The sequence below is a fragment of the Blautia segnis genome (assembly GCF_014287535.1).
GTDB lineage: Bacteria > Bacillota > Clostridia > Lachnospirales > Lachnospiraceae > Blautia_A > Blautia_A acetigignens.
Map to the genome: position 1 here is coordinate 120,288 of NZ_JACOOT010000023.1, position 24,115 is coordinate 144,402.

Consider the following 24,115-nt stretch of genomic DNA (forward strand, 5'->3'; position numbering starts at 1 on the left):
GAGTCTCGACAGCTATTTTTTACGAAACATATTTGTCAATTTATATTTTTCCTGCTTAGGGTACTGTTGTGGTACTCGGTGGAGTAGGTCACATCCTCGCCGAACCAGCTGGGGGGCTGGTAGGCGTGGGCGGCTTCTTCGGAGGGGAACTCTACCTCAGCCAGAAGAAGGCCCTCATAAGGTGCTTTGAACACATCCAGTTCAATGGACAGTCCATCCTTCTCCGGAATCACATAGCGCACCTTGGAGATCACGATTCCGTCCGCCTTCAGCTTCAGGTGCTCATAAGCCTCCTTCGTCAAGGGCAGATTGTACTCCTCCCTTGCCAGAAGTCCCTTTGACTTATAGGTGAGATAATAGTTGTCATTTGACTTGCGAATCCGCACCACCGGTTCTGTGCACAGATATCCCTGTTCGATCACCTTGCAGGGATACTGCTCCAGATTTTCCGGAAGGTTCTCTTTTTTCACAAGAAATTTTCTCTCGATTTCCATAGAATTCCCTCCTGATAAAGCTTTTTCAAACATGCCCTAAAGCAGTTCAGGCATTACTATTCACTCCGTGTCCAGCAGCACTTAAGCTTCCTCTTTTTCTTCATCCTCTTCTTCCACAGGATCCGGAGTCCAGTTTCTTCTTCCGAATCTGGTGACAAGAGCCAGCATTTCTTTTTGCAGTTCCTTTGTAAACTGGCCTTCTGTCAGACGCCATTTCCAGTTGATACCAAGTGTGGACGGCTGGTTGATCCGGGCCGTATTATCCAGCTGCAGATAATCCTGGATTGGAATGATACATCTTCCAGCCGCACTTCCCATTACCAGACGGATCATGTTTCTGCAGATTCCCTTCTCATCATCATGGAAATTCCACAGATATTCACGAACCATATGACGCTCCTCAGGCGTAATATCACTGTACCAGCCAAGAAGAGTCTCATTGTCATGAGTTCCGGTATAAACCACACAGTTGTTTGTATAATTATGCGGCAGATAATCGCTGGCATTTCCGGTATCGCGGGCATCAAAAGCGAACTCGATTACCTTCATATTGGGATATCCGCTCTCCTCCACAAGACGCTTCACAGAATCTGTCATAAAGCCAAGATCCTCTGCAATAATGTCTTTTTGTCCCAGTCTCTGGGAAACGGTGCGGAACAGATCCATTCCAGGTCCTTTTTCCCACCAGCCGCGCTCCGCAGTCTTATCTCCATACGGAATTGCATAATATTCATCAAAACCGCGGAAATGATCGATACGGACAACATCATACATATTAAAGCAGTGCGCCAGACGCTTCATCCACCACTCAAAGCCTGTATTCCTGTGCACATCCCATCTGTACAGCGGATTGCCCCAGAGCTGTCCTGTTGCGGAAAATCCATCTGGCGGGCATCCTGCTACCTGTGTAGGCTCATTGTTCTCATCCAGCTTGAAAAGTCCCGGATTCGCCCAGGTATCTGCACTGTCCATGGCAACATAGATGGGAATATCTCCGATAATACGGATACCTTTTTTGTTTGCATAGGCTTTTAATTTCGCCCACTGCTCATAGAATTTAAACTGCATATATTCCTGAAATTCAATTTCGAAATAAAGCTCTCTTCTGTAATAATCCAGCGCATTGTTCCAGCGAAGACGGATATCCTCCGCCCATTCGGTCCACGGAATTCCTCCGAAGCGATCCTTCACTGCCATAAAAAGCGCATAATCACCAAGCCAGTGTGCCTGCTCCTGCTGGAATCTGACAAACTCCGGATTCTTTGAGATATCGCTTCTCTCATAAGCCTTGCGAAGAAGCTTATAGCGTCCCTTGTAGATTTTCTCATAATCCACATCATCTGCTCTGGATCCGAAATCCACAGCATCGCATTCCTTCTTTGTCAGAACCCCTTCCTCAATCAGATCCTCAAGACTGATGAAATAAGGATTTCCTGCAAAAGTAGAGAAGGACTGATAAGGTGAATCCCCATAGCTGGTAGGGCCAAGAGGCAGAATCTGCCAGCAGCCCTGTCCTGCTGCCTTTAACTGGTCTACAAACTCATAAGCACTTTTTGAAAAACATCCAATTCCATATTTTGACGGCAGGCTGCTGATTGGAAGCAGCACGCCGCATTCTCTTTGAATTCCCATTTTTCCCTCCATAATATCCTGAAACATAATCCTGATTCTTTCCCTATGTCCGCTGCAGACGCCGCAGCTTTCGCAGTTTGACATACTTGTTTGTATCATGGCACATTTCATCATACAGAATCAATATTAAATTTTCAAGAAATATGGCATTTTTTCCTAATAATGATATTTTTTCCTGTTTTTCACAAAACAGATCAGGGAACATACCATGCCCAGTCCCTCTGCAACTACAATAGCACCCCAGATTCCATCCATTCCCAGCACAGCAGGAAGCAGCAATACCATCCCTCCTCTAAAAATCAGGGTTCTTGTGAAAGACAAGAATGCGGACAGCGGACCATTACACAGCGCAGTGAAAAAAGAGGATGCATAAATATTAATTCCGCTTAACAAATATCCCAGTGCGAAAATCCGAAAGCCATGAACAGTCATATTCAGAAGTTCTTTGTCATAACCCACGAAAACAGCTGACAACGGATAACTGATAGCTTCAGAAACTACAACCATGATCACGGATGTAATGCCAATGATCGTGATACTTTTTCGGAATACGCTTTTTAACTCTTTATGATTTCCCGCACCATACTGGTAGCTGACCACTGGAGCACTTCCTGATGAAAAACCAAGAAATGCCGCTAGGAAAACAAAATCTACATACATCATAACAGAATAAGCCGCAACTCCCATTTCCCCGATTACTTTCATCAGCTGGATATTATATAAAATACTGATCAGGGAAGCAGAAATATTGCTGAGAAGTTCTGAGGAGCCATTGGAAGCAGCCTGAAGAAGCTGTTTTCCATAAAATCTGGTTCTGGTCAGCTGCAGACCATGTTCTCTCTTCTTTGCAAAATAAAGCAGAGGAATTGCACCGCCAACCACATATCCCATAACCGTTGCCAGCCCGGCACCAGCTACTCCCATTTTCAGCACAGCAATAAATACATAATCCAGCACCATATTGGTAACGCCGGATGCAATGGACAGCACCAGTCCAAGAACAGGCTTTTCATTTACCACAAAGAAATTCTGGAAGCTGACTTGCAGCATAAATGGTACACTTCCACTAATCAGGATAGTCCCATAAGTCACACTGCTTTCCATAAGAAGGTCGCTGGCTCCTGCAAGGCGCATAATAGGACGGACAAAAATAAGAATAATTACCGTCAGTATTGCACCGATTCCTATAATACTGTAAATCAACATGGAAAAATACTGATTTGCCAGCTCCTTTTTCCCTTCTCCAAGTGTTTTGGCTACCAGTGCACTGCCTCCCGTTCCCAACATAAATCCAACAGCTCCGATAATCATGGCGACCGGGAATGCAATGTTAATTGCGGAAAGTGCCATAGCTCCCACAAGATTGGATACAAACAATCCATCTACCACGCTGTAAATGGAGGCAACGATCATCGTAACCACAGAGGGCAGCGTAAAACGCAGCAAGCGGCTGTAGGTAAAATGATCGGATAATCTGATCTGCATAAATAAAATTTCTCCTTATTGTTTTTTCTTATTTCTTTCCAGAAGCTTTTTCATTTCATCTTCCAGTATGTCAATATGTCTATATCCGTAATAAAGGACATTTTCTCTTTCCTGGGATGTAAGTCTTTTAAATGCTCTTTGTTCCAGCTCAAAAATCGGGTCTACTGTACTTTGCGCCAGTTCTTTTCCTTTCTCAGTAAAATGGATGGTTTTGCTCTTCTTGTTTCCAGAATCCTGTGATAAACAGATTACGCCATCCTTTTCCAGCTTTTTTAATGCACTGTTTACTGTCTGCTTTCTGAGATGCAGGCTTTCACAAAGCTGCGCCTGAGTATAGCCGCCATCATTTTCCCGAACAAAATACAGAATATCAACCATAGTTTCTGTCATTCCGAAGTGCGATGCCAGCTTATAGTAGACTTCACAGTTTTTTTTGTAAATATTGTTCACTTCTCTGGAAAATTCTTCGAAAGTCATTTCTTTCATCTGTTTTCCCCTTTCTGATTGCGAAGAAGTTTTTCTTTGGTTTGATAAAATAATCCGAAATCGGATTATTTGCAGTATAGTCCTATTTCGGATTATTGTCAAGGTATAAAAAAACAGCTTGCATAGTGAAGTTTGGCATTTTTTACAGTAGCATTTATTCTGCTGTATTGCCTTTTCCTCATACTTGCAAACTGCTTTTTCAAAGCTATTCTTTTATGTTCTTTTTATTTTCAGGCTGTCCGGGAATTTCTCGCTCCAGTCATCCTGGTGCTGGCGTCAAATTCATGGAGTTTCCTCTTGGATTCTTCACTTAAGTTTCTTGGTACCTGAACCTGGATTGTTACGTACAGATCACCGTAGACTCCGGCTTTGCCCATAACCTGAATGCCTTTGCCTCTCAGACGGATCTTGCTGCCGGACTGGGTACCTTCCGGGATACGGCACATTACCTGACCGCTTAAGGTCTGAACTCTGGCTTCTCCGCCAAGAGCGGCTGTCAGAAACGGGATATTTACAGTGGTGTAAATGTCTGCGCCTTTTCGTTCAAATCCGGCTCTTTCTCCAACATGTACCTTCAGAAGCAGGTCACCTGCCGGAGCACCGCCATAGCCTGGGTTACCTTTGCCTCTTAAGCGGATGCTCTTTCCATTGTCGATTCCTGCGGGGATGTGAACCTTCAGGGTCTGTTTGCCCTTTCCGTCAGCGTCGGAAAGATTGATCAGCTTGTCGCAGCCAAGAGCCGCTTCGTCGAAGCTGATGGAAATCTCCGCATTCAGATCCTGGCCTTTCTGCTGGTAGCTGCCGCTGCCAAAGCCGCTGCTGTAGCCGGAACCATCAAAACCGCTTCCGCTAAAGCCTGCGCCGCTGCCAAACTGGCTTCCGAAGCCGGAACCTCCAAAGCCGTGTCCGCCGAAGCCATGAGCGGAACTGCCGTGGCCGAATGTGCTTCCTCCGAAGCCGCCTCCAAACAGATTCTTCAGAATGTCGTCCATGTCACCGCCTTCAAAATGGTATTCCTGATAGCTGCCGTCCGGGCTTCTGTAAGCACCGCTCTGGCCTTTTCCAAAGCCGCCAAAACCACCGAAACCAGAACTGTTAAAACCTGACTGGTTAAAGTCTCCGGCACCATATCCTGCTCCGCCGCCTTCTTCAAATGCCGCATGGCCGAACTGGTCATACAATTTCTTTTTCTCCGGGTCACTGAGCACGTTATAGGCTTCTGTAACTTCCTTGAATTTCTCTTCTGCATCTGCATTTCCTGCGTTTGAATCAGGATGATATTTCTTCGCCATCTTACGATAGGCTTTCTTTATTGTATCTTTGTCCGCGCTGCGGTTAATTCCCAGCACTTCATAATAATCTCTCTTTGCTCCCATATTGGTCACCTCTGACTCCTCAAATTCAACCTACACAAATTCCCCGGAATCACTCCCGGGGAAATCATTTTTCTTGTTCTATTCGTAATATAACATTCATTCGTGCAAGTGTCAAGCAAACATAGGGAAATTCATAATTTTTTCACATTGTTTCATTTTCTATGCTATAATAGTAACACTTTACAATTCTTTTTTGGAGGGAAATCAGATGAATCATAAAGAGCGTATGGAGCAGGGGCTGATCTATAATCCTAATCTTCCGGAGATCACGGGAGATCAGTTTGTGTATATGGATAAGCTGTGGGAGTTTAATCAGCTGAAGCCTTCACAGTTTGCAGAAAAAGAGCGCTATATGAAAGAAATGTTTGCCGAGTGCGGAGAGAACTGCTATATTGAGCTTCCATTTCGTGCAAACTGGGGTGGAAAAAATGTTCATTTCGGAAACGGTGTGTATGCCAATTTCAATCTCACACTGGTGGACGATGGGGACATTTATATTGATGACAAAGTCATGTTCGGGCCTAATGTAACCATTGCCACAGCGAACCACCCCATCGATCCAGGACTTCGCGAAAAAGCCATGCAGTACAATAAGCCAGTCCATATCTGCGAAAATGTATGGATAGGTGCGGGAACTGTCATTGTCCCTGGTGTTACCATCGGGAAAAATTCTGTCATCAGTGCCGGCAGCGTTGTCACAAAAGACATTCCGGAGAATGTGGTGGCCGTAGGCAATCCCTGCCGTGTGCTGCGGGAAATCGGGGAACATGAGCGCGAGTATTTCTATAAAAAGGAACGCATTGACTGGGAAAATTTAGGAGACATCTCATACACTCCCCTTGGCTGACTTTTCGCCAAACACTGCACTATAAAATAAACTAAGGACAAAACATGAAAAACAAACAATTAAATCTTACATCCGGTCCTATTTTACGGACTCTTGCAGAACTGGCACTGCCGATCATGGCATCTTCCTTCCTTTCCACTGCATATAACATTACGGACATGGCATGGATCGGGATGCTGGGCTCCAAGGCTGTGGCTGGCGTAGGCGTAGGAGGCATGTACGTATGGCTCTCCCAGGGATTTTCCTCCCTGACGAGAATGGGCGGCCAGGTAAACATGGCCCAGTCTCTTGGAAAAGGAGACCGGAAATCTGCAGCTGGCTTTGCCCAGGCGGCTCTGCAGCTTACCATACTTTTCGCTCTTTTCGTTACTGTAGTCAGTATGGTCTTTACAGGTCCTCTGCTGAAGTTCTTTACCCTGACAGATGCCGAAACCTACAACAGCGCCAGAATTTACATGCGCATCACCTGCGGACTGATTTTATTTTCCTTTCTTTCTCAGGTGCTGACCGGACTTTTCACAGCCCAGGGCGATTCCAAAACACCGCTGAAAGCCAACTTTTTCGGTCTGGTTCTGAACATGATCCTTGATCCTCTTCTGGTACTTGGCGTAGGACCTTTCCCAAGGCTGGAGGTGGTGGGAGCAGCCGCTGCAACTGTAACCGCCCAGATCGTGGTTCTGCTGATTCTGATCACCGGAATCATCCGCGATCATGGCGATTCCAATGTTCTGCGAAAGATTCAGCTTCTTTCCAGGCCGGAACTTTCTTACGTAAAAGGTGTATTCCGCATTGGAATCCCAACTGCATTACAGGGAAGTATTTACTGCATTATCTCTATGATCCTGACCAGAATGGTCTCCAGTTTCGGCGCCGGTGCAATCGCAGTACAGCGTGTTGGCGGACAGATTGAGTCTCTTTCCTGGAATACAGCAGATGGTTTTGGTTCTGCTTTAAATGCTTTTATGGGACAAAATTATGGAGCCAGGAAGGTTGACCGAATCAAACAGGGATACAGCATTTCCCTTCGGCTTCTGGTGTGCTGGACAGCTCTAATCACTATTGCCTTTGTATTTTTCCCAAGGTATATCTCCGTGCTGTTCTTCCATGAAGAGGAGGTGGTCCGGCTTTCTATTGATTATCTGCGGATCATCGGATTTTCTGAAATCCTGCTCAGCGTCGAGATGATGACCGTTGGCGCACTTTCCGGACTTGGAAGGACACAGCTTTGCAGCGTGATCAGCATTTCCCTTACCGTTATGCGTATTCCGCTGGCACTGATCCTTTCCGGCACTTCCCTTGGTCTGAATGGAATCTGGTGGGCCCTAACCCTTTCCAGTGTTGCGAAAGGAATTATTTTCTATATTACTTTTCAGTATATTTGCAGACATAGTCTGCTGAAAGCGGCTGGCTCAAAAAATTAAGCAAAATACTCTGGCTTACGCCAAAACATAATCATTGATAAAAAATCCCAGGCGGCTGCATGTACTTTACAGGAAGTACAGCAGATGCCTGGGACAATTTATTCATAACAATATTATCATTTCATGCTATTCTCCACTACTCCTGGAAGTACCTCATAAATGGGACAGCCCATCTTCCCCTGAAAATATTCTTTTATTTCCAGTATCTTTTTCCATCTGTCTATGGTAGCCGGATGAACGCCGTACCGAATGGTCACATCCACAAACTGTTCCATGAACTGGTAATCTTCCTCGCTGACATCGAATTTGCCAATAAAGGTGCGGATATCCTGGATCATAAATGCGTGGGAAATACAGATCTGGGCAGCCTTTTCCCAACCACGCTCTAGAATATATGCTTTCTCCGAATCCAGATCTGCACAGCGGCGTGCAATATTTTCGCAGGCCAGTGCCACATATCTGGAATGATCCACCCATACACCGGGGTTGGACTGATAAGCTTCTTTTAATGCCTGTTCTGCTGTTTTACGATCTGGTTCCATATAAAGTACCTCCTGAAACGAAAATGCCGCCTGTCGGCGACATCACTCACTACATACGAAAATCCGTTACTCTGTATCTGCAAACCTCATCCAGAACTCTGAGAGGTAAGGAGGATGAAAAATGCAGCATCGCTGCGTCCCCTGTATTTCATCCTCCCGAGTATCATTATAGTGCATTTTATATTTTTGCAATACATTTTTTCTGCCATTTTGTATTAAAATCCTGCCATTTTTCAGGCAGGCACATACTGCTACATATTCTGCAGTGTCAGTGAGACACCTGACAGAATCAATAATACTGCCATCATCCTCCGTACCGTCTTTTCCTTCAGCAGGGAACTGCTTTTCATTCCCGCAAACAATCCCAGAATGGCAATAGGAATCAGCATAAGCGCACTTTTTAGGGTATCAAAGGTAAGCAGATGAAGGGCACTGTACAAAATAATCCGGAATGTATTGTCCGCAATAAATACGGCGCTGATATTGGCCTTGAACTCGCTTCCGCTGTCCGTCACCCGGTCCACATAGACTGCTAGAAGTGCTCCAACGCCAAATAGCCCGCAAAGAACACCAGCTAACAAACCAACTGCTCCAAATGTAAGCCTGGACCTGGGCGAAGATTGGGACAACGGATTCCCCTCTACCCTTTTCTTGTCCCGAAAAAGCATTTCCAGCCCAAAGAGCACTGCCACATTGCCAAATATCACCTTGATATTGCTTACATCTGCATTTTTCAGAAGCAAAGCCCCCGGGATGCAGCCTGCCAGCACAAGGGCTGCCAGCGGCAGATATACCTTATAATCCAGGCTTTTCCTGTTTTTCCAGGTGAGGATAAAATTGGTGGGATACCCGATCAGCAGCTCCACCGGCGAAATATTGGCATTGGCTGCGCCAAAGCTCAAAATCGAAGTAAACACCAGCGTATTTGCAAATCCGCACAATCCCTTAATAAAGTAAGCCGTAAAAGCGGCTATGATCCATAGATACATAACATTTCCTCTCTATTTATGCTCCGTCTTCTGCCTGTACTCTCCCGGAGTGCAGTTCATATATTCCCGGAAAACCTTGCCGAAGTAGCTGCTGCTTCCAAGGCCGCAGGCGTGGCTGATCTCTGTAACGGAGGCGCGGGTTTCCGCCAGCATCTGGCAGGCCATCTGGAGGCGATAGTTCTGGATATACTGCATGGGCGTCATGTGCAGGCATTCCTGGAAAATGCGGAAGCATTCCCGCTCGCTTAGGAACACTGCGGATGCCAGCTGGGAGATGACCAGCTTTTCCGAATAGTGCTGATGAACATAGATCATCAGGTCTTTGATTTTATCGTTGTTTTTGCGCAGTTTGGGAGGCTGTGCAAGAAGAGGAACTGCCTGCTGGAAGATCCGAATCCAGATTTCAGAGAGCACTGCCCGAAGATGAATTTCAAATCCAAACTCCTTTTCGGAAATGTCAAATGCATTCCGGATCATCTTCAGGATTTCCTGGTGAACCGGATTTCCCGGATATAATGCAATCATTTCCGCCTGCGGCACTGTAATAAGCGGCAGTACATATTTCTCTTCAATCCTGCTGCCGCGCCCGCCGGCAATCAGGGACGCATCAAAGATATGGCAAAATTCAACATTCTCATTGATCAATGAAATCCCTCTGGAAGCATGCAGAATATTAGAATTCAAAAGTCCGCCGCTGCCTGCTGGAAAACAGATTTTCCCACTAGGGAGATTGTACTCCACTTCCCCGCTTTCCACATAAAAAAGCTCCACGGCCTTATGCCAGTGCCAGGGCACAAAATGATCCGGATATTGATCCAGCTCTGCCCTTGAAGCAATATAAGGAAAATCCATCCCAAAATCCGGAAGCAACTCCTCCTGGCTTCCTGCATGAAACTGAATCTGCCTGATCTTCTTCATGAATTTCCCCTCTTCTTTCCGTGTATTTGAGCGCCCAAAGGCTGCCTAAATGAATGTCTTTATTCTTCTTATCCTACCCGCATGGAAATCATCTTCGCCTTCATTGCTGCCATAGCGCTTTGCCTGCCGGATGATCTCCATGCAGTCCATATCCGGCATTTTCCAGTCGATCAGACAGATATCAAAAGGCCGCTTCTTCTCATTGGCAGAGCGGACCAGGTCGATGGCCTCCTGTCCGGTAGTTACATAGCGGTTCTGAATTTCCAGGCTGTCTAGGATCAGGGAAGTGCTCTCACAAGTGGCTGGATCATCATCCGAAGAATATTCTTGGTGATCACCATTCCAAGTCCGGTTCCCTGAATGCCCTTCAGACGCTCGTCTTCTGCTCTCTCAAAAGGAACAAACAGGCGCTGCACAAACTCCGGCGTCATTCCATATCCATTGTCCTCGCAGGTAAAAACATATTCAGAGTAAAAAGCAGACCCGGAGGGAATCTCTTTCAGGCCAACAGAAATTTTGAAGGCGTAGGGAATCCCCCACTACGTCCTCGTGGATCACATTGCAGATATCAATGAAAAGCTCCTGCTTCTTGGTGGTGATCAGGCATTCATGAACTCTCTGGGTATCGTCAAGATGCGCCTCTGCAATTGTTGGCATTCTCCGCGGCAGCGTATGACTGTTCTGCCACTGCCACAGCCTTTGCCAGAGATTTCCTGTGCTCTCTCTCATTTGCAACAATATCGTCCACCATGCGAAAGCCCATAAGCACATGCTGTTCATCATCCAAACGCATATATTTCATCTGGCACAGGTGCTTTTTTCCTCGATGATACTCTCATAGGTAAAGCTGTACTCTGGCTTGTAGGAAAGAATCTCTGCTACTTTTTCGTAATCCATTTTCCCAAGCAGGCCTTCCTGGTCTTTCTTCGGTACATGGCTCAGAACATATCACTCACAGATTTCCTCATAGGAAGCAGAGTTTTCGGTATTCAGTTCTTCAAGCTGGATGTCTTTCTCCCACATAAATATATTTCTCTCCTGTATTGCTGCATGGTTTCTCTGGTAACCAAAAAGAGGAATACCATAGACCAATCTATAGTATTCCCCTGCATCATCTTGTATCTGCAACTGGCTGCCATTTCACAGGCCCTATATTGCGTCACAGCCTTTCGACTGCTTTGCCCATTATTTAATTGTGAACTGGATTAGTCCTGGAAAATTATAGCATTAAAGATTTTGTTTTTCAACCAATTTTTTAGATGGCAAGAAGATTCTTAATCGCTTCCATATATACCAGAACTGCCTCTTCCATGCCGGATACAAGAATAAACTCGTCAGCACCATGGATGTGGTAATCAATACCCAGTTTCTCAGGTCCGAATGCGATAATATTCTTCAGGGATTTAGCATAGGTTCCGCCGCCGATTACCATTGGCTTGTTTTCGGTGTCACCGGTTACATCCACGTATGCTTTGTACAGTGCATTGACAAGCGGAGACTCTCTTGGGAAAAACAGAGGATTGCCGATTGTTCCGATCTCAATGCGTCCGTTCTCGTCTTCCAGTCTGCCCTGGCACATTTCGCGCACCTGGTCTGCCTTTAAGGTAACCGGAACACGGATATCAATAGTACAGGAAATCACGCCGTCCTGTGTTTTCACAATGCCGTTGCAGAAGGTAAGGTCGCCGTATTCGTCTGCGAATTTCAGGCCTACACCGGAACCGTCACAGTCTGTGCCAATGTGGCTGTTGTAAAATTTCACGAAGTCATCTTCAAATCCAGCCTCTTCCAGGCACTGGCAGGTTACGCCTGCTGCATTGATTCCAAGTGCCGGTGTGCTTGCATGGGCAGGAACTCCTTTGGCATAGATGGTAAGGGTTCCGTTCTCTTCTGTTACTTTATATTCCTGAAGCTTTGTCTGGGAAAAAGCAGCCTCAAGCTTCTCTTTCAGCCTTGCTTCTGCCGGAATCACGGTGGTGCAGTTGTCGCACACTGCATTGGAAACAAATCCGCCGTTCATAGAAATGATCTTTGTATTCTTGGAGTATGCCATCATAGACATATGCCCTTTTTCGCCGTGGATACATGGGAAATTGGCATCCGGAGTAAAGCCGCAGGACAGCTCTTCTGCTACTTCATTATAATGCTTCATGCATTTGGAGCCAGTCTCCTCGTTGCAGCCCATAATCAGGCGGACACGCTTGTTCAGCTTCACACCGGAATCACGGAGAAGCTTCATTGCATAGAGGGCTTCGATCACAGGTCCTTTGTCATCTGTGGTTCCTCTGCCGTATACGTAGTCCCCTTTGCGTGTCAGCACAAATGGGTCATAAGTCCAGTCACCGCCTACCGGAACAATATCCAGGTGTCCTGCGATGCCGACGATTTCCTCTCCCTCGCCCATCTCTGCATAACCGCAGTAATTGTCCAGATTCACAGTCTTAAAGCCAAGCTCCTGTGCGATCTGAAGTCCCATCTCAAGTGCTTTGGCAGGGCCTTCCCCAAATGGCATTCCCTCTTTTGCCGGAGCAAGCTGGGAATCAATTGCAACCAGCTTTCCAAGATTGGTAAGCATTTCTTCTGATAATGCGTGGATTTCTTCTTTTATAGTACTCATAGCTCCTCCTGATATCTGTTCTGTTATTTCGCTTACTTCTGCCCGGTCTTATGGTTCCCGGGTATTTTTGTTTTTATCAGTTTCATTATAGCAGTGTTGTCAGAAACTGTACATCTAAATTTTGCACGTCACTAAAATACTCCAAAATCCTTGCAGACTTTTGTTGACGCAGGGGTACAGGCTGCAGACGCTGATGACACACCGGGCCAGAGACTGAAAAAGGTTCGCGTTGGCTATCTGATTTATCCAGGTTATCAGGAAGGAGAAGGAAATGCCCCCAAATCCGGATATGGCTATGAATATCTTCAGCAAATCGCCTATTATGCCGGATGGGAATCAATAAAGGAAGTATTTAGGTGGACCTATTTGAAAGCAGTGAGAAACGGTACGCTGATATGAACAGCGGCAAGCTGGACGCCATTGTTTCCACAACAGTTGCAGAAAAAGAGATTTCCAAGTATCTCTGGAATTCCATTTTGAAAATCGGATATTCTCCTTATTATTTGGGAGTGAGCAAGAAAAGCCCGGAACTGTACGCGGAATTAAATAATGCGATCACCAAGATTCTTCAGTCTGACTGGTATTATAATGAGAAGGTTTATCTGAAATACAATGGAAAAACTTCTCCTGCGGCTACGCTTATTCCGGCGATAGAGATTATCCGGCGAAGCGTTCCTTTTCCCGGATAATCTCTTTTTTTACACCATATAAGTATTATGACTTACCGAGCAGTTTTTCCCAGGGTTCATAGCCTTTCATGTAGGAGAAGTCCTCTCCGTCCCGGAATAATGTCAGCAGGTTTTCTTCCATTTCCCTGGTGTATGGGTTTTCGGCGGTTTTGAATTCCATGTGCTGGTACAGCCTGGATTCCCGGAAATCGCATATGGTGTCCACATTTTCCAGAAGCTGCTTTGCTACCTGGAAGGTATCTTCCACATTTTTCTCTGCAGTTACAATATTAAGCAAAGGGGCACATTGGTTATATTTTCCCATGTCAAATACAGCAGCCAGAGTACACATTTTTTCCGCCAGAAATCTTGCGTATGCACCGTTCTTTTCCTTAAGAGCCTTTGCTGTCATAATGGAAAAAGCCAGATTTAAGGTGGTGTATTCTGAAAAAACAGCATTCTCCAGCTTTTCATATGCCTCTTCTGTTTTTCCCTGCTCCATATAGAGTCTGCCCCAGTTTACCTTTTTCATTGGGTCATAGTCGGAAAAATAGTTTAAATATTTTTCTGCCATTTCGTAGTTCTGTTTTCTTAAATAAAATCCAAACAGGGAATCCGCTGCGTGGTGCTGGATGCTCTCGTTCTCATCATTCAGCGCCAGTTCATACCAGGAATTAATCTGGTCATCATACCTGTCCGGATTCTCGCACTCTCCCAGGATTCTTCTGGAATCCAGCATGACCGCGATCTGCCAGATGAGCAGATTGCAGTTTGGGTACTCGTTTATGGTGTTGACTGCCCACTGATAGGTCTTCTCATAGCCTTCCTCGGAAAACATTTTTTCCATTTCCCGGATCAGTTCTTCAATCTCAGCATCTGTAAGATTTTCCCGAAAAGCCAGCAGCGTATCCAGGGAAATATGAAGCAGCCTTGCAATGGGCGCCAACAAATCAATGTCAGGCTTCGAATTGCCGTTCTCCCACTTATTCACAGCCGGCGTGGTCACTCCTAACCGATTTGCCATCTCCTCCTGGGTGAAACCGGATTCTTTCCTGTATTTCTTAATTACACTTCCAATGTCCATTCCTGTTATCTCCTCTAAACGAACTTGTCACCAGCCGGTGACATCATCATATATAAAAATCAGTTACAGCAAAAGCTTTTGTAAGTAAATCATAACAGGATTGCGGACAGGGGACAATTGAATTGTTGTTAAGTAATTTTCAATTTTTTTAACTGGTGGGAAATAAGAAGGGTTTTCAGAGATGCAAATGGGAGGGAATTCATAGTACCATATTTGTATTGTAAAACCAGATAGAAACTGCTATAATTTTGCCAAATACTTTAGAACCTGTTTAAATACTGTAAAATCAGAATTGCGGAGGTGCTGCGAATGAAATTAAAAGATATCTCGGCGGGACCAGACTGGGTTGTATGGATTGCTTTTATAGTATTTGCAGTGTTTTCCATAGTTTTGCTTCTGGGGCGTGGAAGCTGGCTTATTTCCGGATACAATACTGCGTCCAAAGAAGAAAAGGCAAAATATAAAGAGAAAAAATTATGCAGAGTAATGGGAAGCGGAATGGCTGTTATAGCGGTTCTCATATTGATCATGGGTGTGTTTGAAAGCATCCTGCCAGTATTTTTTGTATATATTTCAATATAATGGGAAAGTCAAGGAGAGCGCCGAAGCGCCCTCTTTTTTGAACCAACGAATACTTATTTCCGTGCCACAAGATGCGCCCGAAAGCCTTTCTGCTTCTCCATAGTCAGCACGATGAAACCAGCCTTCTGTGCCATGGAGATGAATTCAGAAGCTTTATGTATTTTTACGTCGCCGTGTCCAACCAGGTTTGCCAGCGGCATTTCCAGATGATTCATCAGCCAGACAATGAAATCAGATAAGGTATAATCACGCAGAACCAGGCGGCCGCCTTTTTTCAGAACGCGATATGCACTATTGAAAAAATCCTGGGGATTCGGATAGTGATGGAAACTGTTGGAGCAAATAACTGCATCAAAAGAACCCTCTGCAAAAGGCAGATTTTCGCTGTCGCCTACGAGAAATTCCGTATTGGAAAGATTTTTTGCCTGAGCCACACGGATCATTTCGGGGGTGAGGTCAAGCCCTACATAATGTTTATCCGGGTATTTTTCATGAAGCAGCTCAATCATCGGTCCTGTTCCGCATCCGCAGTCCAGCACATCGTGAAACTCTTCTTTTTCCAGTTCAGCCAGAATCGGTGGGTAATCATCCTTGCACATTTCATAAATACCAGCATGTCCGCTGTCATAGACTTTTGCGGCCTGCGTAAATTCTTTGATAGAGAGTTTTTTATATTCTTCCGGTGTCATAGCAGTCATCTCCTTCACGTTTATTTTTTCGTTAGATACTACTAACCACATTACCATAAATCCACTGGAAAGTCAAAAATTTTGTTTTCGGTACCGCTAACTTCCGGTTGCAGCTCTATATAAGAGTGTGCTAAACTAAAAGTAAGATAAAACTAACCGGACAAAGCAAGCGAAAAATGATCCAGCAGAAGGAGGAGAAAGAGTATGATCGCACAAGTACTGTTGGAAGGTTTGATACTTGGCATTTTGTTGATGGAGGTATGCGCATTCGGGATTCGAAAGGGTGCTGTAGGGATGGTGCAAGAGATTTCTGGTCAGGCTTCTGGCAGCTGTTTGTGTAATGGACAGATGGCCGTCAGAAAAATCTATGATGAAACTGGCGATGGAAAACAATCTTTTGGCGCATATGGCCCTGGTGCTGGTATTTTTCCGGAATTGCCAGAAGCTGGACCACTACATACTTCCGCTTTTGCTTTCTCATAATTGCTTCAAGATTGTCCCCGCCTTTTGCGATATACTTCACGAACCAGATGTACCGTTTGAAGACCAATTTCCCGTAATTCTTTTTCTGATAAATTCGTAACCTTGATCATAGTGCCTCCTGTATTTATGAGTTAGCTGCAACTCACCATAAACAATCGTTACTTTCAAGCGGTAAAGTGATAGCCGATTACATAACAATGTAGTATTTTCACTTCTCTCTGTATATTTGTTCTATTTTGAACCCTTTGAGTGCCTTTTGCATATCCTAAAATCAGAAGTCAAAAAAGGAGTTCATCTGCATGAGAAATAAAAAATGGATTTCGGCTGCGGCGGCAGTGGTTCTGGCGGTGACGGCGCTGCCGTTTACAGTGACTGCGGGAAAAAATGAGGAGAAAGAGCTTACGAAGGTTACTCTGAATGAGGTTGCGCATTCTATTTTTTATGCGCCGCAGTATGTGGCCATTGAAGAAGGCTACTTCGCAGAAGAAGGGCTGGATCTGACACTGGTGACTGGATTTGGGGCAGATAAGGTTCTGACAGCACTAATCTCTGGTGAAGCAGATATTGGATTTATGGGGGCTGAGGCATCCATTTATGCCTATCAGGAAGGTGCCACCGACCCGGCCGTGAACTTTGCACAGCTCACCCAGAGAGCTGGAAATTTCCTGGTGGCCAGGGAGGAAATGCCTGATTTTAAATGGGAGGACCTGAAAGGCAAGAAAGTTCTTGGCGGACGTAAAGGTGGCATGCATATATCAATGTAAATTATGAGACGATTGTAATTTTGTGTAATTGGGTGGATGGGTTGAATAGTGCAAAGAAAAGAGAGGGGCCTCGGCACCCTCTCTCGATCACAGGCTTCTCAAGTATCTGTAATCTGATCACTGATTGATACTATACGGTGTTTTCAGAAAAAATGCAATAAAAATATAGAAAATTATTAAGCTACCTGTGGATAGTCAATAACAGCAATTTCCTGCATCAGTTTCTTTGCCATATTTACAATCGTTTCAAGTCGTTCAGCAACTTCGTCCGTATAATATTTTTCCCCACACTGCTCACATTCAAGGCATGGAACATTCTTAATTACAATAATGCAATTTTTATAATTTACGACGTGTGTTGTTGTACTATTTACTGTTGTACTGTTTTTACAATACATACACATATCCATCACCTCTTTCTTCGAGTCTTTAAATCATCTTCAAATTTCTTTGTATCTGGATAGTACGCTGTTATGATATATATATTTATATTATCACAACCTGCAACAATATGCAAAATCTGCCCATTTACATTATATCCAAAAATCAGACAGCTTGGATTAGAAAAATCATCTGGATAATCTTCTATGATTTCACCGGTTGCAATTCCATTTTTTACATCGGCACGACTGATATCTCTTTCCTGCATTCGCTGTAAACAATGCTGTGTCCAGAGAATTTTTGATTCAGCACACAATTTTTGATATATTTCTAAATTCATTCGTTCTCTCCTTAACATTGTTGTAATCTATGAATATTATACATCATTTTTTTGCTCATATAATACCTAAATCTAGTTTACAGATGTCCAATTTTCGACTATGATAATTACATGATTATTTGAGGTGGTAAATTTCGTTGCAACCACACACCCTATGGATTAAAAGAGATGCAGGAGCCGCGACGCCTGCCAAATAATCTCAGTATTCAAGCAAGGGTATCCAAAGGGGCGGCACTCCCCTTGGCACACGATTTTCCCTCAGGAAAGTCTAGTGTGTTATACCTTTATGAAATTGTGGCTGCCGGGAAGAAATTCTATATCCTTGCGATTATCCCCAATTCCCGGCATTCTGTGCTGAAAGGTACTCCGTAAAGGAGTTGCCTGAAAGAACAGAACTAAGTCTGAATATTAGCATAACAATGCTGTTATTCAGACGATGCCACATTTAAAGAAAGGTATATCCATACTTCCGTTAGCCATCCTCTGAATTTTTCTCAGATACACTATTGTCACAGATATATTTTGCAAAATTCTGCACCATTGCAAGTCCCTCATCATTCAGATCTGTTGTTTGCCCCATATAATAAGCTACTGCATTTGCTACGTCAGTACTTGTAATATCGGAAGCCGGCTTATCAGGCAATGCATTCCGGATCATCTGTACGGCTTCGGCTGTAGCAACCGCTTTTGTTGGTTCTTTTTTCTGCATACCAGATTTAACATCACGTAATATTGTCATAAATTGAATCTTGATTTTTTCAATGTCTGCTTCATTCGCGCCTATTTTCTGTGAACTTAAAAACTGCTTATCTTTTATAATCTCTTTTCTTTTTGATGGCTTTGCAGTCATCAGATCAGTCAGTTGATCAACAGCAAAATCAATCACCTTATTTCGTGCCATTATACCCTCAGCAATGGTATCATCAAAATAATTTCGAATCATAATACATAATTTTGGAAAATTTTCATGCTCCAATAATCGGTTCAAAATATCTACATCTATTCTTCTGGTAATCAGTCTCGTTACCGATTCTTCCGACAGTCCAAGTTCCGATATATCATAACTTTTGGGTGAAGTGATCTGAGTGATTCCAAGCAGATAATCTGTTGAAACATGAAAAAACCTGGCGACATCTATTACAATGCTTATATTAGGATTTTTTGTTTCACCGCTCTCAATACGACTGATTTGCGAATGAGTCACATGAAGCTGATCGGCTAACTGTTTTTGGCTTAAATCATGGTCTTTCCGCAAATTACTTAATCGGTATGCCAGACTTGTTTCATCTTCTATTAAATCAGATTTCCCCATTGTTTTGTCACCTCCTAAACTACTTCCATTATATCTGTGCCTGTGCAAATTTGCAATTTTTTATCAAATCGTATTCTTGATTTTCATTGTACGTGAATAAATCAGGGGTGCGATTTTTTCATGCTAAACTGTCAACATGATGGATCAGACAGAACCTTGAAAACTAAATGACCGTTCCGGAACTTTATAAACCGCCACGATTTTCTGATTAGAAAAGAGCGCTCACAAAGAGACGACACAGCGCCGAGAAGGGTTGCCTGTCTGGAAAGGAACTGGATAAAACGGCACAGCTCTAAATTCAAACTTAAATCAGGAGGAAAATAGAATGAGATTATTTGAAACAATAAAAGAAACTGTAACAGTCGGACAGGCTGCAGAATATTATGGCATGAAAATTGGAAGAAACAACATGATCTGTTGTCCATTTCATAATGACCATCATCCAAGTATGAAACTGAATACCACTTATTACTACTGCTTTGGTTGTGGTGCAACCGGAGATGTGATTCAGTTTGTTGCAAATCTATTCGGACTGAGTAACTATGAAGCCGCCAAGAAAATTGCTGTAGATTTTGGTATTACACCAGATAATCTGCCAGTAATAGCAGCTCTGAAAAAGCCAGAGTACATGGAAACAAAGAACAGACAGAAAGAATTATGTGAATGTCAGAAAATGGTATGTGAATATCTTCACCGTCTGGAAAAATGGAAAGCACTGTATGCACCGGAACGACCGGATTTACCTATGGACGAACGATTTGAAGAAGCATATGAAAGTCTGAGTTATATCGAATATCTGGCAGACTATCTGACCTTTGCAGATGAAGAGGAAGGTTTTGAAGTTGTAAAATCCATGAAAGAAACAGGCTATCTGGAAGATTTGAAATATCTTTCAGGACCTCGTGATGAGGAGGATACATATGAAGAAGCAGCTTAGTAACTATCCAGTTTGGTTTGACGGAACCAATATCAATGAAGCTGCCTTTTGTGAGGAATTTCTCCATACGCATAAAATACTCTTTGCCAACAATGCATTTTTTACTCCGGAGGGGCGGATTACTGATGATCTGCCCCTTCGTGGGGAAATATTCGAAAGTCTGAAACAGACCAGTTATGTGAAATCCATTGTTACTGCTCAGGGAAAAATGGACTTGGAACGTAAAGGAAAGCAAAGTTACCAGGGGTGGCTTTTTTCCAGACTGCTTGCATTCAGTAATGGTGATTTGCAGGCATTGTATGACCGGAGTGATGGATTTTACCGAAGGCAATTAGTACTGACAACAAAGGAGAAACCTACTGATCGTGTAGATGATCCCTATCTGGCAGAAAAAATGAAGAATGAAGCCGAAAGTATTTTTCTCTGGGCGTTTGAAGGACTACAACGGTTAGTCCGTCAGGATTTTAAATTTACAGAAAGTCCCCGCATCAAGGCGAATCGTGAAAATGTGAAACGAGACAATAACAATGTACTGGAGTTTTTAGAATCAGAAGGATACATTCGTTTTCAGCCAGAAGCAAGTGCAAGTTCCAAGGAACTGCATGAGAGCTATCGTCTCTGGTGTGAAGAAAATTCTATGACTGCATTAAAAAATCGAAGTTTCTCAGATGCTATGATTGCAGTTCAGACAAAATACAATCTGGTACGTATGTACATAGTGATTCAATGCAAATTACACATTATATATTTTTCAGGCTGGCTGTCGGAAGTAGCATGACAATTAGCCTGTTTTTCGGAAAGGAGGAGATACAAATGCAGAAAGCACAATACGGCATTTTAAGGCTTGCAAAATACAAAGGACCTGAAATCAGCAATATTGAAGCACATAATGAACGGAAAAAAGAAAAATATGCCAGCAATCCGGATATAGATAGCAGTCGAAAAAATCTAAATTATCACTTGATTGAGCCAGTCAGAAAGTACCGGGCAGAATCGAATCGACTGATTGAAGAATACGGATGCCGGACACGCAAAGACAGTGTACGTGTTGTTGAAGCTTTGATTACTGCCACACCAGAATTTTTCAAAGGTAAGAAAAAGAGCGAAATCAGAGCGTATTTCCAAACAGCTTTGGAATTTATAGAGAAATATCAAGATTCAAAAACAATCCTTTCGGCTGTGGTGCATATGGACGAGAAAACTCCACATATGCACCTTTCTTTTGTCCCGATAACCCAAGATGGGAGGCTCTGTGCAAAAGAGATTCTTGGAAATAAGAAAAAGCTGACCTGGTGGCAGGATGAGTTCTGGAAACACATGGTAGAAAAATATCCAGATCTGGAACGTGGAGAAGCCGCCAGCATGACCGGGCATGAACATATTCCACCACGACTTTTCAAAGAAGCAGCACATCTAACCAGACAGGCCAAGCAGATTACGGATTTACTGGAAAATACAAATCTCTTTAATGCCGATAAAAATACAGATAAAGCAGTGGAACTTTTACAGAAGTTTTTCCCCGCAATGGAGAACTTTCAGACACAGGTTCGGAAATATGATAAGACGATTAGTTCCTTAAAGTCAGATAATGTATCATTAAAAAGGCAGACACAGGATTTGAGCAGACAGGTAAAAGAAGCAACGTCCAGCAGTATACGAAAGAAAATGGATGATGCCAGGCTCAGAGCTGACTATGAAAATCTCCAGAATCTGATGGATTGTATTCCACCAGAAATACTGGAACTGGCAAAACGAGGACAATTAACCCATTCAGACCGTGAACGGTAAAATTATTTTAAAGTGGACAGACACGAAAACTGTCCACTTTTTATATGATAGTTATAGAAAATTTAAAAGAAAGGATGTGATAACCTTGCGGAAGCCAACGTATTATCTCTGGCGTACCGATTTTTCTTCACAGGAAGAATTTGAAGCTGAACGTAAGAAATATGCTGATATTGGCTTCAGGGTTGTCACATTTCTGGATGGAGATTCAAACACTAATATTCATGATGGTATTAAAGCACTGGTTAAAAATCACTGGGATAGTGTATAATTTAACCAGTTTTTGTTTTCAGAGCCGCCGCTTCTTTTTTGCGTAATTCTTCTGTAAAATGGAAGTTATCTATTTCTCCTCTTCGTTAAGACCTAGTACAGCGAATATTACTTGCTATCCCTGATACCTTATTCTTTCTACCAGCGTTTCCTTTTTCAGATTACTGCTTAAAACACAGGAAAGTACAATCTGCAACAGACCGACCAAAAAAATCATAATAAAAATTGGTACGATTGGAACATGATAGATATTCATTCCAAATATTCCATTATGTTTTGCATAGGAAAAAAGTGCATAGCCGAGCGGCAGACCAATGATCAAAGCTACGCATATGGTACCAACCGTAAAAATCAGTCCCTGTAACTGCAGGCATAAATTTAATTGTTTATTTGTCATACCCACAGCCTGTAATATACCATATTCCTGCTTTTTTGTCGTAATATTCATGATCATGGTATTCGCCATATTCATAAACCCGATGAGTCCTACAATAGCCATAAACAGATAACAGCCAAGCTTCATCATGCTGCTTGCAAATTCGGCAGATTGTAACTGCGCATGATAAGTATCCATTTTTATATGCGAAGTATTAGAAATCAAAGTATTCAGACTTTGTTCTACAGATGCCACATCTTTTTTATCACAGTCCACCCACAGATAGCCATAGGCTGTTCCTCTCGGATTCATGGAACGATATACACCTTCCGGAATGACAAGATAAGTGTCCGCACTTACAAAAGATCCTGCAATCTTTCCCTGATAGGTATAGCTTCCACTTCCATTCTCAAAGTCAAATGCAATGGATTCACCCGGAGCATATCCATCTTGTTCCATCCACGTTGACCAGCCAAAGAAAATATCACCATTCTTTACCGCCTGATCATAGTCCATAGAGCCAATATCCCCTTCTTGGCGCATAAAATCAAAATCCTTTTTACTCACAATAGTAGCCGGAAATCTTGTTCCGTTCAGATTTACAGAGACAATCTCTCTCGTCATGACATCTGTTACTCCCGGAATGCTTTTGATTTCTTCAATCAGCGAATCATTCAATGGATCATCCGTCAGAATCGTATCCAGATTATTCTCCGGATATCTTTCATCATACTCAGCAGAATAGTCAAGCTGCAGTTCAAATTGTCCATGATTAACGGAAAGACGTGCTTCATGCTCCGTGTCAATATTTCCCACATAATTAGAGATAATCACAAACAATACGCAAGAAAAACCCATTGTGAGGATAGTACCAATAGTTCTTTTGGGATTACCCGTTACATTTGCCATTGCCATAGAAAACACGGTGACATTTTTTCTGCCATTTCGTTTTCCTTTTTTTTGTGTTTCTGCATTTTCTAAATACCGTGTTGCTTCGATAGGTGAAATCCGTGAAACAATTTTCATTGGTTTACGCAGTGCCAAAGCAACGGTAAGAAATGATACGAAAATACAGAGAAGCATAACAGGCAGGGAAAACAGAGGCACCTGCTGATTTTGAACTCCCATAGAGCCAGTTCCGGTTGATACAAGGTTCCCCTGTTCTACCAGCCAGTTAAAACCGCATTTTGCAATCAGAAAGCCCAAAAGCAATCCAACTGGTATTGAAAAAAATGTCAAAAAAATGCCCTCTCTGAAGATCAGTTGTTTCATCTGCTTTTTTGTCGCTCCCAGAGCCTTGATTTTTCCATACTCCTGTATCTTGTTGGCAATACCGACCTGAAAAATATTATAAATAACCACAACAGAGAAAAGTACAATTGCAAGAATCAAAACCCCGCATACCGCAATCGTTTCATAACTCGGCTGCAAGACCCATTGCAAATAGAGATCATTGACTATAACGTTTTTTTCTTCGATTCCACAAGCTGCTGCAATCTGCTTTATAACCGAATCAATATTATTCATAGATACATTTGCAGAATCATTTAAAGTAAAATAAATATTATACTGTCTGTCATTATCTGCGACGTGCTCATCATAAAACTCCTGTGACCCGAAAGCAACATAAGATGCCT

The 24,115-nt window shown here is 43.2% G+C and carries 31 protein-coding genes and 1 riboswitch; of the genes, 11 read left to right on the forward strand and 20 right to left on the reverse strand.

Features of this window, described 5'->3' with window-relative positions:
- Positions 1 to 35: 35 nt before the first annotated feature.
- The 5 genes from H8S54_RS10330 to H8S54_RS10350 form a co-directional block, all read right to left on the reverse strand.
- Positions 36 to 494: a CYTH domain-containing protein gene (locus tag H8S54_RS10330; protein WP_021925118.1), complete on the reverse strand. Its 459-nt coding sequence runs from the start codon at positions 492 to 494 to the stop codon at positions 36 to 38.
- 81 nt (positions 495 to 575) lie between these two features.
- Positions 576 to 2,120, reverse strand: coding sequence for a 4-alpha-glucanotransferase (malQ, locus tag H8S54_RS10335; protein ID WP_117853365.1), 1,545 nt, complete (start codon positions 2,118 to 2,120; stop codon positions 576 to 578).
- A gap of 162 nt (positions 2,121 to 2,282) precedes the next feature.
- Positions 2,283 to 3,611 carry an MATE family efflux transporter gene (locus H8S54_RS10340; RefSeq protein WP_021925116.1) on the reverse strand — a complete coding sequence of 443 codons (1,329 nt, stop codon included), beginning with the start codon at positions 3,609 to 3,611 and terminating at the stop codon, positions 2,283 to 2,285.
- A gap of 15 nt (positions 3,612 to 3,626) precedes the next feature.
- Complete coding sequence (locus H8S54_RS10345) at positions 3,627 to 4,097, reverse strand: MarR family transcriptional regulator (protein WP_186901454.1); 471 nt, start codon at positions 4,095 to 4,097, stop codon at positions 3,627 to 3,629.
- 230 nt (positions 4,098 to 4,327) lie between these two features.
- Positions 4,328 to 5,473: a DnaJ C-terminal domain-containing protein gene (locus H8S54_RS10350; RefSeq protein ID WP_186901455.1), complete on the reverse strand. Its 1,146-nt coding sequence runs from the start codon at positions 5,471 to 5,473 to the stop codon at positions 4,328 to 4,330.
- A gap of 208 nt (positions 5,474 to 5,681) precedes the next feature.
- Here H8S54_RS10350 and H8S54_RS10355 point away from each other — a divergent pair, with 208 nt between their 5' ends.
- Positions 5,682 to 6,320 (forward strand): sugar O-acetyltransferase, encoded by a 639-nt coding sequence (locus H8S54_RS10355; protein WP_186901456.1) that lies wholly within the window; start codon positions 5,682 to 5,684, stop codon positions 6,318 to 6,320.
- 44 nt (positions 6,321 to 6,364) lie between these two features.
- Positions 6,365 to 7,741: an MATE family efflux transporter gene (locus tag H8S54_RS10360; RefSeq protein ID WP_186901457.1), complete on the forward strand. Its 1,377-nt coding sequence runs from the start codon at positions 6,365 to 6,367 to the stop codon at positions 7,739 to 7,741.
- Positions 7,742 to 7,857: 116 nt separating this feature from the next.
- Here the strand turns inward: H8S54_RS10360 and H8S54_RS10365 are convergent, their stop codons facing one another.
- From H8S54_RS10365 to H8S54_RS10405, 9 genes are all read right to left on the reverse strand, one after another.
- Positions 7,858 to 8,283 (reverse strand): hypothetical protein, encoded by a 426-nt coding sequence (locus H8S54_RS10365; RefSeq protein WP_021925111.1) that lies wholly within the window; start codon positions 8,281 to 8,283, stop codon positions 7,858 to 7,860.
- Between the two features lie 251 nt (positions 8,284 to 8,534).
- Positions 8,535 to 9,272, reverse strand: coding sequence for a sulfite exporter TauE/SafE family protein (locus H8S54_RS10370; protein ID WP_173765289.1), 738 nt, complete (start codon positions 9,270 to 9,272; stop codon positions 8,535 to 8,537).
- A 12-nt stretch (positions 9,273 to 9,284) separates the two neighbouring features.
- A complete protein-coding gene (locus H8S54_RS10375) occupies positions 9,285 to 10,190 on the reverse strand; it encodes an AraC family transcriptional regulator (protein ID WP_173765287.1) in 906 nt (301 codons plus the stop codon).
- Between the two features lie 45 nt (positions 10,191 to 10,235).
- On the reverse strand, positions 10,236 to 10,472 hold the full coding sequence (locus H8S54_RS19360; protein WP_117853282.1) for a response regulator: 237 nt from the start codon (positions 10,470 to 10,472) through the stop codon (positions 10,236 to 10,238).
- Positions 10,469 to 10,723 carry a sensor histidine kinase gene (locus H8S54_RS10385; protein ID WP_173765349.1) on the reverse strand — a complete coding sequence of 85 codons (255 nt, stop codon included), beginning with the start codon at positions 10,721 to 10,723 and terminating at the stop codon, positions 10,469 to 10,471. Before H8S54_RS10385 ends, H8S54_RS19360 begins: the two co-directional genes overlap by 4 nt.
- Entirely contained in the window at positions 10,656 to 10,847 is a 192-nt protein-coding gene (locus tag H8S54_RS10390; RefSeq protein WP_147343010.1) for a hypothetical protein, read from the reverse strand. Before H8S54_RS10390 ends, H8S54_RS10385 begins: the two co-directional genes overlap by 68 nt.
- On the reverse strand, positions 10,819 to 10,992 hold the full coding sequence (locus H8S54_RS10395; protein WP_021925107.1) for a hypothetical protein: 174 nt from the start codon (positions 10,990 to 10,992) through the stop codon (positions 10,819 to 10,821). Before H8S54_RS10395 ends, H8S54_RS10390 begins: the two co-directional genes overlap by 29 nt.
- 146 nt (positions 10,993 to 11,138) lie before the next feature.
- Positions 11,139 to 11,282, reverse strand: coding sequence for a hypothetical protein (locus H8S54_RS10400; RefSeq protein WP_173765285.1), 144 nt, complete (start codon positions 11,280 to 11,282; stop codon positions 11,139 to 11,141).
- A gap of 28 nt (positions 11,283 to 11,310) precedes the next feature.
- Positions 11,311 to 11,383: riboswitch (cyclic di-GMP riboswitch) on the reverse strand.
- 62 nt (positions 11,384 to 11,445) lie between these two features.
- Positions 11,446 to 12,807 carry a M20 family metallopeptidase gene (locus tag H8S54_RS10405; protein ID WP_173765283.1) on the reverse strand — a complete coding sequence of 454 codons (1,362 nt, stop codon included), beginning with the start codon at positions 12,805 to 12,807 and terminating at the stop codon, positions 11,446 to 11,448.
- Between the two features lie 150 nt (positions 12,808 to 12,957).
- Between H8S54_RS10405 and H8S54_RS10410 the strand changes: the two genes are divergently transcribed.
- Together H8S54_RS10410 and H8S54_RS10415 are read left to right on the forward strand one after the other, a co-directional pair.
- Positions 12,958 to 13,206: a hypothetical protein gene (locus H8S54_RS10410; protein WP_021925104.1), complete on the forward strand. Its 249-nt coding sequence runs from the start codon at positions 12,958 to 12,960 to the stop codon at positions 13,204 to 13,206.
- Positions 13,164 to 13,496 carry an amino acid ABC transporter substrate-binding protein gene (locus H8S54_RS10415; protein ID WP_147343008.1) on the forward strand — a complete coding sequence of 111 codons (333 nt, stop codon included), beginning with the start codon at positions 13,164 to 13,166 and terminating at the stop codon, positions 13,494 to 13,496. Before H8S54_RS10410 ends, H8S54_RS10415 begins: the two co-directional genes overlap by 43 nt.
- 25 nt (positions 13,497 to 13,521) lie before the next feature.
- Here H8S54_RS10415 and H8S54_RS10420 read toward each other — a convergent pair whose 3' ends face one another.
- Complete coding sequence (locus H8S54_RS10420; protein WP_021925102.1) at positions 13,522 to 14,559, reverse strand: helix-turn-helix domain-containing protein; 1,038 nt, start codon at positions 14,557 to 14,559, stop codon at positions 13,522 to 13,524.
- A 309-nt stretch (positions 14,560 to 14,868) separates the two neighbouring features.
- Here H8S54_RS10420 and H8S54_RS10425 point away from each other — a divergent pair, with 309 nt between their 5' ends.
- Positions 14,869 to 15,141 (forward strand): DUF3784 domain-containing protein, encoded by a 273-nt coding sequence (locus H8S54_RS10425; protein ID WP_021925101.1) that lies wholly within the window; start codon positions 14,869 to 14,871, stop codon positions 15,139 to 15,141.
- Between the two features lie 53 nt (positions 15,142 to 15,194).
- Here H8S54_RS10425 and H8S54_RS10430 read toward each other — a convergent pair whose 3' ends face one another.
- The gene (locus H8S54_RS10430) at positions 15,195 to 15,881 is read right to left on the reverse strand and encodes a class I SAM-dependent methyltransferase (protein WP_330600161.1); all 687 of its coding nucleotides are present in this window, start codon (positions 15,879 to 15,881) and stop codon (positions 15,195 to 15,197) included.
- 153 nt (positions 15,882 to 16,034) lie between these two features.
- Here H8S54_RS10430 and H8S54_RS10435 point away from each other — a divergent pair, with 153 nt between their 5' ends.
- Positions 16,035 to 16,313 carry a hypothetical protein gene (locus tag H8S54_RS10435; protein WP_021925099.1) on the forward strand — a complete coding sequence of 93 codons (279 nt, stop codon included), beginning with the start codon at positions 16,035 to 16,037 and terminating at the stop codon, positions 16,311 to 16,313.
- A gap of 299 nt (positions 16,314 to 16,612) precedes the next feature.
- Positions 16,613 to 17,077, forward strand: a complete 465-nt coding sequence (locus H8S54_RS10440) for an ABC transporter substrate-binding protein (RefSeq protein ID WP_021925097.1) — start codon at positions 16,613 to 16,615, stop codon at positions 17,075 to 17,077.
- Positions 17,078 to 17,253: 176 nt separating this feature from the next.
- Here H8S54_RS10440 and H8S54_RS10445 read toward each other — a convergent pair whose 3' ends face one another.
- From H8S54_RS10445 to H8S54_RS10455, 3 genes are all read right to left on the reverse strand, one after another.
- Positions 17,254 to 17,481 (reverse strand): type II toxin-antitoxin system MqsA family antitoxin, encoded by a 228-nt coding sequence (locus H8S54_RS10445; RefSeq protein WP_021925096.1) that lies wholly within the window; start codon positions 17,479 to 17,481, stop codon positions 17,254 to 17,256.
- A 5-nt stretch (positions 17,482 to 17,486) separates the two neighbouring features.
- Entirely contained in the window at positions 17,487 to 17,798 is a 312-nt protein-coding gene (locus H8S54_RS10450) for a DUF4258 domain-containing protein (protein WP_186901458.1), read from the reverse strand.
- A gap of 472 nt (positions 17,799 to 18,270) precedes the next feature.
- Positions 18,271 to 19,110 carry a helix-turn-helix domain-containing protein gene (locus tag H8S54_RS10455; protein WP_186901459.1) on the reverse strand — a complete coding sequence of 280 codons (840 nt, stop codon included), beginning with the start codon at positions 19,108 to 19,110 and terminating at the stop codon, positions 18,271 to 18,273.
- Between the two features lie 325 nt (positions 19,111 to 19,435).
- On the opposite strand from H8S54_RS10455, the gene H8S54_RS10460 reads away from it, so the two are divergent.
- The 4 genes from H8S54_RS10460 to H8S54_RS10475 all read left to right on the forward strand — a co-directional run bounded on the left by H8S54_RS10460 (position 19,436) and on the right by H8S54_RS10475 (position 22,103).
- A complete protein-coding gene (locus H8S54_RS10460; RefSeq protein ID WP_173765263.1) occupies positions 19,436 to 20,047 on the forward strand; it encodes a CHC2 zinc finger domain-containing protein in 612 nt (203 codons plus the stop codon).
- Positions 20,031 to 20,825, forward strand: coding sequence for a DUF5906 domain-containing protein (locus H8S54_RS10465; protein ID WP_186901460.1), 795 nt, complete (start codon positions 20,031 to 20,033; stop codon positions 20,823 to 20,825). Before H8S54_RS10460 ends, H8S54_RS10465 begins: the two co-directional genes overlap by 17 nt.
- A 35-nt stretch (positions 20,826 to 20,860) precedes the next feature.
- Positions 20,861 to 21,835 (forward strand): MobV family relaxase, encoded by a 975-nt coding sequence (mobV, locus tag H8S54_RS10470; protein WP_186901461.1) that lies wholly within the window; start codon positions 20,861 to 20,863, stop codon positions 21,833 to 21,835.
- Positions 21,836 to 21,911: 76 nt separating this feature from the next.
- The gene (locus H8S54_RS10475) at positions 21,912 to 22,103 is read left to right on the forward strand and encodes a hypothetical protein (RefSeq protein WP_186901466.1); all 192 of its coding nucleotides are present in this window, start codon (positions 21,912 to 21,914) and stop codon (positions 22,101 to 22,103) included.
- Positions 22,104 to 22,217: 114 nt separating this feature from the next.
- Here the strand turns inward: H8S54_RS10475 and H8S54_RS10480 are convergent.
- Positions 22,218 to 24,115, reverse strand: a 1,898-nt coding sequence (locus H8S54_RS10480; protein ID WP_186901462.1) for an ABC transporter permease, incomplete at its 5' end; no start/stop codon positions are given.

What these genes read in the sequence shown, in the direction of transcription:
- H8S54_RS10330 (WP_021925118.1), bottom strand. Translation starts at nt 494, where the DNA reads ATGGAAATCGAGAGAAAATTTCTTGTGAAAAAAGAGAACCTTCCGGAA.
- H8S54_RS10340 (WP_021925116.1), bottom strand. Translation starts at nt 3,611, where the DNA reads ATGCAGATCAGATTATCCGATCATTTTACCTACAGCCGCTTGCTGCGT.
- H8S54_RS10345 (WP_186901454.1), bottom strand. Translation starts at nt 4,097, where the DNA reads ATGAAAGAAATGACTTTCGAAGAATTTTCCAGAGAAGTGAACAATATT.
- H8S54_RS10350 (WP_186901455.1), bottom strand. Translation starts at nt 5,473, where the DNA reads ATGGGAGCAAAGAGAGATTATTATGAAGTGCTGGGAATTAACCGCAGC.
- H8S54_RS10355 (WP_186901456.1), top strand. Translation starts at nt 5,682, where the DNA reads ATGAATCATAAAGAGCGTATGGAGCAGGGGCTGATCTATAATCCTAAT.
- H8S54_RS10360 (WP_186901457.1), top strand. Translation starts at nt 6,365, where the DNA reads ATGAAAAACAAACAATTAAATCTTACATCCGGTCCTATTTTACGGACT.
- H8S54_RS10365 (WP_021925111.1), bottom strand. Translation starts at nt 8,283, where the DNA reads ATGGAACCAGATCGTAAAACAGCAGAACAGGCATTAAAAGAAGCTTAT.
- H8S54_RS10370 (WP_173765289.1), bottom strand. Translation starts at nt 9,272, where the DNA reads ATGTATCTATGGATCATAGCCGCTTTTACGGCTTACTTTATTAAGGGA.
- H8S54_RS10375 (WP_173765287.1), bottom strand. Translation starts at nt 10,190, where the DNA reads ATGAAGAAGATCAGGCAGATTCAGTTTCATGCAGGAAGCCAGGAGGAG.
- H8S54_RS10390 (WP_147343010.1), bottom strand. Translation starts at nt 10,847, where the DNA reads ATGCCAACAATTGCAGAGGCGCATCTTGACGATACCCAGAGAGTTCAT.
- H8S54_RS10395 (WP_021925107.1), bottom strand. Translation starts at nt 10,992, where the DNA reads ATGAAATATATGCGTTTGGATGATGAACAGCATGTGCTTATGGGCTTT.
- H8S54_RS10405 (WP_173765283.1), bottom strand. Translation starts at nt 12,807, where the DNA reads ATGAGTACTATAAAAGAAGAAATCCACGCATTATCAGAAGAAATGCTT.
- H8S54_RS10420 (WP_021925102.1), bottom strand. Translation starts at nt 14,559, where the DNA reads ATGGACATTGGAAGTGTAATTAAGAAATACAGGAAAGAATCCGGTTTC.
- H8S54_RS10425 (WP_021925101.1), top strand. Translation starts at nt 14,869, where the DNA reads ATGAAATTAAAAGATATCTCGGCGGGACCAGACTGGGTTGTATGGATT.
- H8S54_RS10430 (WP_330600161.1), bottom strand. Translation starts at nt 15,881, where the DNA reads ATGTGGTTAGTAGTATCTAACGAAAAAATAAACGTGAAGGAGATGACT.
- H8S54_RS10435 (WP_021925099.1), top strand. Translation starts at nt 16,035, where the DNA reads ATGATCGCACAAGTACTGTTGGAAGGTTTGATACTTGGCATTTTGTTG.
- H8S54_RS10440 (WP_021925097.1), top strand. Translation starts at nt 16,613, where the DNA reads ATGAGAAATAAAAAATGGATTTCGGCTGCGGCGGCAGTGGTTCTGGCG.
- H8S54_RS10445 (WP_021925096.1), bottom strand. Translation starts at nt 17,481, where the DNA reads ATGTGTATGTATTGTAAAAACAGTACAACAGTAAATAGTACAACAACA.
- H8S54_RS10450 (WP_186901458.1), bottom strand. Translation starts at nt 17,798, where the DNA reads ATGAATTTAGAAATATATCAAAAATTGTGTGCTGAATCAAAAATTCTC.
- H8S54_RS10455 (WP_186901459.1), bottom strand. Translation starts at nt 19,110, where the DNA reads ATGGGGAAATCTGATTTAATAGAAGATGAAACAAGTCTGGCATACCGA.
- H8S54_RS10460 (WP_173765263.1), top strand. Translation starts at nt 19,436, where the DNA reads ATGAGATTATTTGAAACAATAAAAGAAACTGTAACAGTCGGACAGGCT.
- H8S54_RS10465 (WP_186901460.1), top strand. Translation starts at nt 20,031, where the DNA reads ATGAAGAAGCAGCTTAGTAACTATCCAGTTTGGTTTGACGGAACCAAT.
- mobV (WP_186901461.1), top strand. Translation starts at nt 20,861, where the DNA reads ATGCAGAAAGCACAATACGGCATTTTAAGGCTTGCAAAATACAAAGGA.